The 228-nt window shown below is 48.7% G+C and carries 1 protein-coding gene; it reads left to right on the top strand.

The genetic code is table 11. The features are described from left to right. The coding region (locus LGT44_RS17680) for a DDE-type integrase/transposase/recombinase (protein WP_230333666.1) at window positions 1-228 on the top strand (228 nt) is incomplete at both ends.

The following is a 228-nucleotide window of genomic DNA, read 5'->3' as shown; positions in this document are numbered from 1 at the left end:
ACGTGTTATTAGGTCGCTGGATCAGATCATTGAATGGCGTGGAAAACCACGCTCTATTCGATGTGATAATGGTCCTGAGTACATCAGCAACAAGCTTGCTGTGTGGGCAGAGAATCAAGGCATTAAGCTGGTATTTATTCAGCCTGGCAATCCGCAACAGAATGCCTACGTTGAGCGTTACAACCGCACGGTGCGTTACGACTGGCTGGCTCAGTACTTGTTCGACAC

Source organism: Thalassolituus alkanivorans, assembly GCF_020447205.1.
Classification (GTDB): domain Bacteria; phylum Pseudomonadota; class Gammaproteobacteria; order Pseudomonadales; family Oceanobacteraceae; genus Venatoribacter; species Venatoribacter alkanivorans.
The sequence above is the reverse complement of the archived record's forward strand: the minus strand, read 5'-3'. Positions and strand labels throughout refer to the sequence as shown.